This window comes from Nocardioides panzhihuensis, from assembly GCF_013408335.1.
Taxonomy (GTDB): domain Bacteria; phylum Actinomycetota; class Actinomycetes; order Propionibacteriales; family Nocardioidaceae; genus Nocardioides; species Nocardioides panzhihuensis.
Genome location: NZ_JACBZR010000001.1, coordinates 5,699,526 through 5,710,120, shown reverse-complemented (window position 1 = coordinate 5,710,120; position 10,595 = coordinate 5,699,526). Strand labels below are relative to the sequence as shown.

The window sequence follows — 10,595 nt, the reverse complement described above, 5'->3', positions numbered from 1 at the left end:
TCCTTCGGTCTCCGAGGTGAATCGGATTTGGTTATCAGGTCATCGATTGCGTCTGGGCGTGGACACTGCAGCCCCACATCGAGCCGCGCATCGAACATCTAGAGCCGGCGTACGCAGACACGGGTCAGCCGCGGCCGGCGTACGGCATCCCGGTCGCGAGGATGGTCATCGACGGCACGCTGACGGCGAGCGGCAGCTGGGCCATGGCGACCACCGCGTCGGCGACGTGCTGCGGGTCGAAGGTCGGCTCGGGGCGTACGGTGCCGTCGGCCTGACGGGCACCGACCGCGATGCCGGCGGTCATCTCGGTGGCGGCGTTGCCGATGTCGATCTGGCCGACCGCGATGTCATGGGCACGACCGTCGAGAGCCAGCGCGCGAGTGAGTCCGGTGATGGCGTGCTTGGAGGTGGTGTAGGCGGCGCTGCCCGGTCGCGGGACGTGGGCGGAGATCGAGCCGTTGTTGATGATCCTCCCGCCGCGTGGCTCCTGCCGCTTCATCTGGGCGAAGGCCTCGCGGGCGCAGAGGAAGGACCCGGTGACGTTGACGGCCAGTGTCGCGGCGAACTCCTCTGGCGGGACCTCGTCGGCCTCGCCGCTCGGCCCGAAGGTGCCCGCGTTGTTGACCAGCAGGTCGACGCGTCCCCACATCCCGACGACGGCGGCGAATGCCGCCTCCACCTCGGCGGCATCGGCGACGTCGGTGGGCAGTACGAGGGACCGCGCCATCACCGACGCGGTCTCCTCGAGCGAGGCCTGCGTACGTCCGAGCAGGGCGACCTGGAAACCGGCACCGTCCAGAGCCTGCGCGATCACCCTCCCCAGGCCGGAGCCTGCCCCGGTGACGACCGCGACCGGCATCAGGTGAACTGCCGGCTCAGCTGAGCGTGCCGGTTGACGTCCTTGTAGAGCAGGTAGCGGAACCGGCCGGGCCCACCGGCGTAGCAGGCCTGCGGACAGAACGCCCGCAGCCACATGAAGTCGCCCTCCTGCACCTCGACCCAGTCCTTGTTGAGCAGGTAGACCGCCTTGCCCTCGAGGACGTAGAGGCCGTGCTCCATGACGTGCGTCTCCGGAAACGGGATCGCGCCGCCGGGCTCGAAGCTGACGATGTTGACGTGCATGTCGTGACGTACGTCGTCGGGGTCGACGAAGCGCTGGGTCTTCCAGGCGCCGTCGGTGCCCGGCATCTCCCGACCGGGCACGTCGACCTCGTTGGTGACGAACGGCTGCGGCACCTCGATGCCCTCGACCCGCTGGTAGGCCTTGCGGATCCAGTGGAACCGGGCGACCCGGTCGCTGGTGTTGTGCAGCGTCCAGCCGGAGCCGGGCGGGAGGAAGGCGTAGCCGCCGGGGGTGAGGTCGTGCTTCTCGCCCTCGACCGAGAGCGTCAGCGCGCCCTCGACCACGAACAGGACGCCCTCGGCGCCCGGGTCGAGCTCGGGCTTGTCACTGCCGCCGCCGGGCGAGACCTCGACGATGTACTGCGAGAAGGTCTCGGCGAAGCCCGAGAGCGGACGGGCGATCACCCACAGCCGGGTGCCCTCCCAGAACGGCAGGTTGCTGGTGACGATGTCGCGCATCGTGCCACGCGGGAGCACGGCGTACGCCTCTGTGAAGACGGCCCGGTCGGTGGTCAGCTCACGCTGCGACGGGTGGCCGCCGGTCGGGGCGTAGTAGCGGGGTTCGCTCATGGTCACTCTCCTCGGGTCAGCAGCCGGCCCTGGGGCGCGGCCTCGATGTCGATCTTCTCGCCACGCAGCCAGGTCGAGCGGACGACACCCGCGAGGGACCGGCCGTGGTAGGGCGTGACGGCGTTCTTGTGATGGAGCGTCGCGGCATCGACGACGAAGGAGTCGTCGGGGGCGAGGACGCAGAAGTCGGCGTCTTGGCCGACCGCGATCCGCCCCTTGCGCGCCAGGCCGGCGTGACGCGCCGGCGCCTCGGACATCCAGCGAGCGACGTCGACGAGCGTGAGACCGCGGCTCTGCGCCTCGGTCCAGACCGCTGAGAGTCCGAGCTGGAGCGAGGAGATCCCGCCCCAGGCGACACCGAAGTCGCCGGTGTCGAGGGCCTTCAGGTCGGGCGTCGAGGGTGAGTGGTCGGTGACGATCATGTCGATGACGCCTTCACGCAGCCCCTGCCAGAGGAGCTCGCGATTGGCCGCCTCCCGGATCGGTGGACAGCACTTGTACTGCGTGGCGCCGTCGGGGATCTCCTCCGAGGCGAAGGTCAGGTAGTGCGGGCAGGTCTCCGCGGTGATCCGGACGCCGTCGCGGCGGGCGGCATCGACGGTCGCAAGCAGATCGGCGCTCGAGACATGCAGGATGTGGACCCGGCACCCGGTGGCCCGGGCGAGATCGACCACGCCGGCGACCGCGAGGTTCTCGGCGTCGCGCGGCCGGCTGCTCAAGAAGCTTGAGTACGCCCCGCCGACCGCCGCCGGCGCGTGCTCGATCGCGTGTGCGTCCTCGGCGTGCACGATCAGCAGACCGTCGAAGGAAGCGATCTCGCGCATCGCGAGCTCGAGCTCCTCGGCGTCGAGCGGCGGGAACTCGTCGACACCCGAGTGCAGCAGGAAGCACTTGAAGCCGGAGACCCCGGCTTCGTGCAACGTACGCAGCTCCGGCACGTTGCCGGGGATCGCGCCTCCCCAGAAGCCGACGTCGACGAAGGCCTGGCTGGTCGCGGTCTTGCGCTTGAGGTCGAGCGCCGGGAGATCGCAGGTCGGCGGGATGCTGTTGAGCGGCATGTCGACGATGGTGGTGACCCCGCCGGCGGCCGCGGCTCGGGTCGCCGAGGCGAAGCCCTCCCACTCGGTCCGGCCGGGGTCGTTGACGTGCACGTGCGCGTCGACGACCCCGGGCATCAGCACCTCGTCTTCGGCGAGCTCGACCACACGGTCGGCCCTCAGGCCCGAGGCGCCGGCTTCGACGGCGACGATCCGACCGTCGCGGACTCCGGCGGCGCCGGCCACCTCGCCGTCCGGGGTCACCATGCGTGCCGCCCGGAAGACGACATCAAGATCTCCGTTCACACCGCCACCTCTGCCTCTTCGACTGCCATCACCCGCGTGCGTTGCCGGCCGAGACCGGCGACCTCGGCCTCCACCACCTGCCCGTCGCGCAGGAAGGGCCGCGGCTCGGGCCGCAGGGCCGCGACCCCGCCAGGCGTCCCGGTCAGGACCAGGTCGCCGGGCTCGAGCGTCATCAGCGTACTGAGGAAGGCGAGCAGCTCTCCCACACTTCGTGCCATCCGTGCGGTCGTCCCGCGTTGCCGGCTCTCGCCGTCGACCCAGAGCTCCAGGCTCAGGGTCTGCGGGTCTTCGACGGCGTCCGCGGTGACGAGCCACGGCCCGATCGGGGTGAAGGTGTCGGCACACTTCCCCTTCGCCCAGGTCGGCCCCGCCGCGATCCGCGTGCGCTCGCTGACGTCGTCGGCGTTGAGGTAGCCCCCGACCGCGGCCAGCGCCTGCCGCGGGTCAGTGCACCGGGACAGCCGGCGACCGAGGACCACACCCAGCTCGACCTCGTAGTCGGTCGTCGTCGATCCGGGAGGCAGCTCGATCGCGTCGTAGGGTCCCACGATCGAGCTCGAGGGCTTGAGGAAGACGACCGGCTCGTCCGGGATCGCGACCCCGGCCTCCTCCGCGTGGTCCTGATAGTTGAGCCCGACCCCGACGATCTTGCCGGGCCTCGCCACGGGCGGTCCGATCCGAGTGCCGTCGGCGACGACGGGCAGGCGGCCCGAGGCGATCAGGTCCTGGATCAACCTGAGCCGCACCGGGTCGCCGAGCAGGTCGCCGTCGATCCTCGGCACGGCGGCCGACAGATCACGCAGCACGTCCTGGTCGTCGAGGGCGGCGGGGCGTTCCTCGCCCGGCGGGCCCACACTCAGCAGCTTCATGCCGCCGCCTCCGTCGAAAATGGCAAAGAATACGGAAGCGGCGGCCTGAAGTCTTTGGTCGCTCGCTGGTGCTCGCTCATGCATCCTCCTTGATGAGATGGTCGGCAGCGATCCGCTCGGCGATCTGCTCGAGCAGGGCGGCACCCTCGGTCAGGCAGCGTTGCCGGTCGGGCTCGATGTCCGTCAAGGCGTACGCAGCGCCGATCCCGGCGGCCAGCAAGCGGTCGGGATCGAGGTCGTTGACGCCGCAGACCGCCACGACCGGGACACCGGCGCGTGCGGCCGCAGCGGCGACGCCGGCCGGTGCCTTGCCGCTGAGGGTCTGCTCGTCGAGTGCGCCCTCGCCGGTGACGACGAGGTGCGCGCCGTTCAGCCGGGCGGAGAAGTCGACCAGCTCGAGCACGAGCTCGATGCCCGAACGGAGCTCTGCGCCGAGCAGGGCCAGTGCGGCGAAACCGACACCGCCGGCCGCTCCGGCCCCGGGGTGCCCACGGAGATCGGTCCCGGTGAACGACGCCACCAGGGACGCCCAGCGGCCGAGCGCGGCATCCAGCCGTCGGACCTGGTCCGCATCGGCGCCCTTCTGCGGGCCATAGACCGCGGCCGCACCGGTGGGACCGGTGAGCGGGTTGTCGACGTCGCACGCGACGGTGACCGAGACCCCGTCGAGGCGCCGCCGCAGCTCGTCGACCTCGATCCGGGCGACCTCCTCGAGCCCGGCTCCACCTGGCCCCAGCGGGTTCCCGGCGACGGTGAACAACCGGGTCCCCAGTCCGCAGAGCAGACCCGCTCCCCCGTCGGTGCTGGCGCTGCCGCCCACCCCGAGCACGATCCGACGACAGCCCGCATCGATCGCGGCCGCCATCGCCTGCCCGGCCCCGAGGCTGGAGGCCCGCATCGGATCAGGCCCGCCCGGCAGCCGGGCCAGCCCCGCCGCGTCGGCGAGCTCGACGACCGCGACGTCGTCCTTCCGGGCGTACGCAGTCTCCACCGGCTCTCCCGTCGGCCCGGTCACGCGGACCGGCACGAGCGCGAACCCGGCGGACGCGGCCGCGGCCAGAGTGCCGTCGCCACCGTCGGCGACCGGGACCGCGTCGACGAACGCACCGGGACAGCCCCGGCGCATCCCGGCGCTCACCGCCGCTGCGACCTCGGCAGCGGTGAGCGATCCCTTGAACTTGTCGGAGGCGACCAGCACGCGGACCACGGGGTGCCGCCCTCAGTCCAGCGGGACGAGCGCGGTCGGGGCGTGCTCGCCACGCTCGGCGAGCTCCTCGAACTCGACGACTCCGTCGATCTCGACACCCATCGACACGTTGGTGACGCGCTCGAGGATGACCTCGACGAGGACAGGCACCCGGTATTCGGCCATCAGTGCCTTGGCCTTCTCGAAGGCAGCACCGAGATCGGCAGGGTCGGTGACGCGTACGGCCTTGCAGCCCAGCCCCTCGGCGACCTTGAGGTGGTCGACGCCGTAGCCGTCGAGCTCGGGGCTGTTGACGTTGTCGAAGGCGAGCTGCACGCAGTAGTCCATCTCGAACCCGCGCTGGGCCTGGCGGATCAGCCCGAGGTAGGAGTTGTTCACGACCACGTGGATGTAGGGGATGTTGAACTGGGCGCCGACCGCGAGCTCCTCGATCAGGAACTGGAAGTCGTAGTCGCCCGAGAGCGCGACCACCTGGTCATCGGGGACGGCGGTCGCGACCCCCAGGGCGGCCGGCAGGGTCCAGCCCAGCGGGCCGGCCTGGCCGGCGTTGATCCAGTGGCGCGGCTTGTAGACGTGCAGCAGCTGCGCGGCCTGGATCTGGGACAGGCCGATCGTGGTGACGTAGCGCGTGCCCGGCCCGAAGGCCCGGTTCATCTCCTCGTAGACCCGCTGTGGCTTGATCGGAACGTCGTCGAAATGGGTCTTGCGCTGCAGGGTCCGCTTGCGCGCGGCGCACTCCTCGACCCAGGGTTCGCGGTCGGCGACGCGGCCCTCCGCCGCCCACTCGCGGGCGACCTCGACGAGCACCTCCAGCGCCGCGCGGGCGTCGGAGACGATCGAGTAGTCCGGCGCGAAGACCCGGCCGATCTGGGTCGGCTCGATGTCGATGTGCACGAACGTACGACCCCGGGTGTAGGTCTCGACCGAGCCGGTGTGGCGGTTGGCCCACCGGTTGCCGATGCCGAGGACGAAGTCGCCGGCCAGCATGGTCGCGTTGCCGTAGCGGTGAGAGGTCTGCAGGCCGACCATGCCCGCGTTGAGCCGGTGGTCGTCAGGGATCGTGCCCCAGCCCATCAGCGTGGGGACGACGGGCACCCCGGTGACCTCGGCGAGCTCGACCAGCAGCTCGGCGGCGTCGGCGTTGATCACACCGCCACCGGCGACGATCAGCGGGCGCTCGGCCTCCAGCATCATCGCCAGCGCCTTCTCCGCCTGGGCACGGCTGGCCACCGGCCTGGCGATCGGCATGGGCTCGTACGTCTCGATGTCGAAGTCGATCTCGGCCTGCTGGACGTCGAGCGGCAGGTCGATGAGGACCGGGCCGGGGCGCCCCTCGCGCATCAGCCGGAAGGCCTTCTGGAAGGTGCCGGGCACCTGGGCGGGCTCCATCACGGTGACCGCCATCTTGGTGAGCGAGCCGGCGACGGCGGCGATGTCAACCGCCTGGAAGTCCTCCTTGTGGAGCTTCGCGACCGGCGCCTGACCGGTGATGCACAGGATCGGGATCGAGTCGGCCGAGGCCGAGTAGAGACCGGTGATCATGTCGGTGCCGGCCGGGCCGGAGGTGCCGATGCAGACGCCGATGTTGCCGGCCTTCGCCCGCGTGTAGCCCTCGGCCATGTGGGAGGCCGCCTCGACGTGGCGGGCGAGCACGTGCTGGACGCCGCCGTGCTTGCGCATCGCGCTGTAGAACGGGTTGATCGCGGCGCCCGGGAGGCCGAACAGCTGGGTCGCGCCCTCCTTCTCCAGGATCAGGACGGCGGCGTCGACCGCGCGCATGCGTGCCATGTCAGCTCTCCTCGTTGGTGGCAGACGTGGTGGCAGACGTGGTGGCAGACGTGGTGGCAGAGCCGCTCAGGCGCTCGACGCCTCGCAGCAGGGCGGAGTGGTCCAGACCACCGTCACCGTTGGCCCGCGCGCTCGCCATCAGCTGGGCGACCAGCGAGCCGAGCGGGACCACGACACCGGCCTCTCGGGCGGCGGCGGTGACGATCCCCATGTCCTTGTGGTGCAGGTCGATCCGGAACCCGGGTCGGAAGGAGCGGGTCAGCATGTTCTCCTTCTTCTGGTCGAGCACGCTCGAACCCGCGAGCCCGCCACCGAGCACCTCGAGAGCTGCCTTGGTGTCCACGCCGTACGCCTCGAGGAAGACGACCGCCTCCGAGAGCGCCTGGATGTTGGCCGCCACGATGAGCTGGTTGGCTGCCTTGACCGTCTGGCCGGCGCCGCTCGGGCCGACATGGACGATGGTCTTGCCGACGGCCTCGAAGATCGGTTTCGCCGTGGCGAAGTCGTCGGCTGCGCCGCCGACCATGATCGAGAGGGCTGCGTTCTTCGCGCCGGCCTCGCCACCGGAGACCGGGGCGTCGAGAATCCGGAAGCCGCGGGTCGTGGCCTGCTCGGCCAGCGTCGCGCTCACGTCCGGCCGGATGCTGGAGAAGTCGATGATCAGCGCACCGGCGGGGGCGGTCTCGAAGACACCACCCTCGGCGGTGAGGACCTCCTCGACGTGGGGCGAGTCCGGGACCATGACGCAGACGACGTCGGCGTCGCGGCAGGCGTCGGCGGTCGAGGAGGCGGCGCGGCCGCCAGCTGTGGCCAGAGCCTGGGTGCGCTCGGGGCTGTGGTCGAAACCGGCGACGGTGTGACCGGCCTCGACGAGGTGGGCGGCCATCGGGCTGCCCATGATGCCGAGTCCGATGAAGGCGATGTTGGTCATGAGGTTCCCTCCTAGGGGGTGGTCAGCGGGTGGCGGTGGCGGCGGCGCGACGCTCGCGCGGCAGCCAGTCGAAGCTGTCTGCTGAGGTGGTGGCGGGCTTGTACTCCAGCCCGGCCCAGCCGGCGTACCCAGCAGCCTCGAGCGCGGCGAGCTGCCGCTGGAGCGGAAGGTCGCCGGTGCCGGGCTGGTTGCGGCCAGGGGCATCGGCGATCTGGACGTGGGCGATGCGAGCGGCGTACGCAGCGATCACCGCGTCGACGTCGTCGCCGTTCACGGCGAGGTGGTAGAGGTCGGCCAGCAGACCGATGTTGGTCTCGCCGGCGCGGTCGATCGCCGCGATCGCGTCGGCGGCGGTGAGCAGCGGGTAGCGGTCGGCGCCGCTGACCGGCTCGACCAGCACGGCGCCGTCGATGCGGGCCGCCGCACGGGCTGCCAGCGCGAGGTTCTCGGCGGCGAGGTCGTCCTGCGCCTCGGCCGCGGCGTCGTCGACGCGGTTGCCGTAGAGCGCGTTGAACGCGGTGCAGCCGAGCCGTTCACCGATGCCGATGGTGACATCGATGTTGTCTCGGAACTCCGCCGACCGGGCCGGCCACGAGACCAGGCCGCGGTCGCCGGCCGGCATGTCACCGGCGAAGAAGTTGAGGCCGACCAGGCGCACCCCGGCGTCCTGGACGGCGTCGACGAAGGCGTCGACGTCCTTGTCGGACGGCACCGCGTCGGCGAACGGCCACCAGAACTCCACCGCGTCGAAGCCGGCGGCCTTCACCGCTGCGGGGCGCTCGAGCAGCGGGAGCTCGGTGAACAGGATCGAGCAGTTCACCTCGTACCGGAGATGGTGGGACATTTCACCATTCCTTCCGTAATGCGGAATTTGATTTCTGACATTCGAAATATAAGGATGTGAGCGGAGTCACGTCAACCCCGAGCAGGACTTGGCCGCAAAGTGGTGAAGAAACGACAACGGGCCTCCCGCGTGGGCGCGCAGGCGTTGTACGTTCCTCCAAGACGCGGCCGATATGGAGGCACCGTGCAACTGGCAGAGCTGTTGGAGACGCCCAGCCTGGGCCTGCGGCTCCTGCACGCCCCCGAGGGCTCGTTGGAGCGTCCGGTGGGACGCACGATCACGATCGACCTGCTCGAACCCGGTCGCTACCTGAGCGGCGGCGAGCTCGTGCTCACCGGTCTGGTCTGGCGTCGTGGACCCGAGGACAGCGAGACCTTCGTGTCCTCGATCGCGGAGGGCGGGGCGACCTGTCTGCTGGCCGGCGCGGCCCTCCTCGGAGCGGTCCCCGACGACCTCGTCGAGGCCTGCCGTCGCCACCGGGTCGCCCTGGTCGAGGTCCCCGGAGACGTCGCGTTCGCCGACGTGACCGAGTACGTCGCGGCCGCCGGCGCCGCCGGCGCGAGCGCCCGGATGTCGGCCAGCCTGGCCCGCCAGCGTCAGCTGCTCTCCGCCATCGCCTCGGGCCGCAGCCTGGACGAGCTGGCCGCCCGGGTGGCGTCCGAGATCGGCCACGCCTGCCGCGTGCTCACCGCGAGCGGCCGACATGTCGTGCCAGGCCCCGGCGAGCTCGACCCCGAGACGGTCGACGCGCTGACCCGCCGCTTCCTGACCGCCGACCTGCTGCCCGCCGTGGCCGAGGCGGGCGACCACCGCTACTCGCTGTTCCCCATCGGATCGGGCCTGGCCGACCGCCTCACCGGATGGACGGTCGCCGTCGAGGGCGACCACACCACCTGGCCGCGGGAGGACCTCGACATGGTCCACGAGTTCGGCGCCATCACCGCACTGGACCGATCACGGCGCGACGAGGGACTTCGGGTCCGGCGACCGCTCGCGGCGGCGACCCTCGCCCACCTGGAGGCCGGCGCCTCCCCCGCCGAGATCGCAACCGGGCTACGCCAGTCCGGGCTCGATCCCGATCGGCCGCTCGTGCTCGCCGTGGCCGAGCTCGGGCCCGGCGGACCGCCAGATGCGGTGGCCGCGGTGCTCGAGGACGTGGCCCTCGGCCTGGGGCCGTCCGTGGTCGCGAGCGCCCGCGACGGCTGCGCGGTCGCCTTCCTCCCGTCCCGCCCGGACCTCACCGACCAGCTGCGCCGCTCGCTCACCCGGTTGGCGCCGGCCCTGGTGCGCGGTTCGCTGTCGGTCGGCCTGAGCGGGGAGAGCGGCATCGAGGCGCTGGCGGGCGCACTCGAGGAGGCCCGGTTCGCACACCGGGTCGCCCGCTCCGGCGGAGGCTCGGTGGCGCTGTCCAGCTCCGAGGAGGTGACCTCCCACGTGCTGCTGCTCGCCACGGTCCCCGACGACATCCGCCGCACCTACGCGCAACGCGTCCTCGGCCCGGTCCTCGAGCACGACCAGCGCTCCGGCAGCGATCTCGTGCTCACGCTCGACCGGTTCCTGACGTACGCCGGATCGTGGACGCGAACCGCGGAGTCGCTCCACCTGCACGTCAACAGCGTGCGCTACCGGATCTCCCGGATCGAGGAGCTGACCGGTCGTGACCTGACCACGATGGAGGACCGGGTCGACGTCTTTCTCGCCCTCAGATCACTGTGAGAGCGAGAGCGCGCTGGAACGCCGCCGCCGCATGTAACACGTCGTTCGTAGGTCTACTCGCCCTATCAGAACGCCCGGATAGTCCTACGAACAGCGTGTTACACGTGATCTCGCCGCGCGGTTTGGAGGATCACACAAAGCACCGGATCCACCCGGACCACATCTTCGGATGATCGGCGGATGCCCAGGAGAGCCCGAACGGGGG

9 protein-coding genes are annotated in these 10,595 nt (G+C 71.1%); 1 reads left to right on the top strand and 8 read right to left on the bottom strand.

Annotated features, from left to right (window positions below):
- Nucleotides 1-124: 124 nt before the first annotated feature.
- The 8 genes from BJ988_RS27010 to BJ988_RS26975 form a co-directional block, all read right to left on the bottom strand.
- Nucleotides 125-859 (bottom strand): SDR family oxidoreductase, encoded by a 735-nt coding sequence (locus BJ988_RS27010; RefSeq protein WP_179660920.1) that lies wholly within the window; start codon nucleotides 857-859, stop codon nucleotides 125-127.
- Entirely contained in the window at nucleotides 859-1,692 is an 834-nt protein-coding gene (locus BJ988_RS27005) for a bifunctional allantoicase/(S)-ureidoglycine aminohydrolase (protein ID WP_179660919.1), read from the bottom strand. Before BJ988_RS27005 ends, BJ988_RS27010 begins: the two co-directional genes overlap by 1 nt.
- Nucleotides 1,693-1,694: 2 nt before the next feature.
- Nucleotides 1,695-3,035 (bottom strand): allantoinase AllB, encoded by a 1,341-nt coding sequence (allB, locus tag BJ988_RS27000; protein ID WP_179660918.1) that lies wholly within the window; start codon nucleotides 3,033-3,035, stop codon nucleotides 1,695-1,697.
- Complete coding sequence (locus tag BJ988_RS26995; protein ID WP_179660917.1) at nucleotides 3,032-3,904, bottom strand: fumarylacetoacetate hydrolase family protein; 873 nt, start codon at nucleotides 3,902-3,904, stop codon at nucleotides 3,032-3,034. The genes allB and BJ988_RS26995 overlap by 4 nt, the downstream gene beginning before the upstream one ends.
- A 76-nt stretch (nucleotides 3,905-3,980) precedes the next feature.
- Nucleotides 3,981-5,111, bottom strand: a complete 1,131-nt coding sequence (locus BJ988_RS26990) for a glycerate kinase (RefSeq protein WP_179660916.1) — start codon at nucleotides 5,109-5,111, stop codon at nucleotides 3,981-3,983.
- Nucleotides 5,112-5,123: 12 nt separating this feature from the next.
- Nucleotides 5,124-6,899, bottom strand: a complete 1,776-nt coding sequence (gene gcl / locus BJ988_RS26985) for a glyoxylate carboligase (protein WP_179660915.1) — start codon at nucleotides 6,897-6,899, stop codon at nucleotides 5,124-5,126.
- Between the two features lies 1 nt (nucleotide 6,900).
- Nucleotides 6,901-7,830 (bottom strand): 2-hydroxy-3-oxopropionate reductase, encoded by a 930-nt coding sequence (locus BJ988_RS26980; protein WP_179660914.1) that lies wholly within the window; start codon nucleotides 7,828-7,830, stop codon nucleotides 6,901-6,903.
- A 22-nt stretch (nucleotides 7,831-7,852) separates the two neighbouring features.
- Nucleotides 7,853-8,674, bottom strand: coding sequence for a hydroxypyruvate isomerase family protein (locus BJ988_RS26975; protein ID WP_179660913.1), 822 nt, complete (start codon nucleotides 8,672-8,674; stop codon nucleotides 7,853-7,855).
- A 183-nt stretch (nucleotides 8,675-8,857) separates the two neighbouring features.
- Here BJ988_RS26975 and BJ988_RS26970 point away from each other — a divergent pair, with 183 nt between their 5' ends.
- Nucleotides 8,858-10,390 (top strand): PucR family transcriptional regulator, encoded by a 1,533-nt coding sequence (locus tag BJ988_RS26970; RefSeq protein WP_179660912.1) that lies wholly within the window; start codon nucleotides 8,858-8,860, stop codon nucleotides 10,388-10,390.
- Nucleotides 10,391-10,595: the final 205 nt, after the last annotated feature.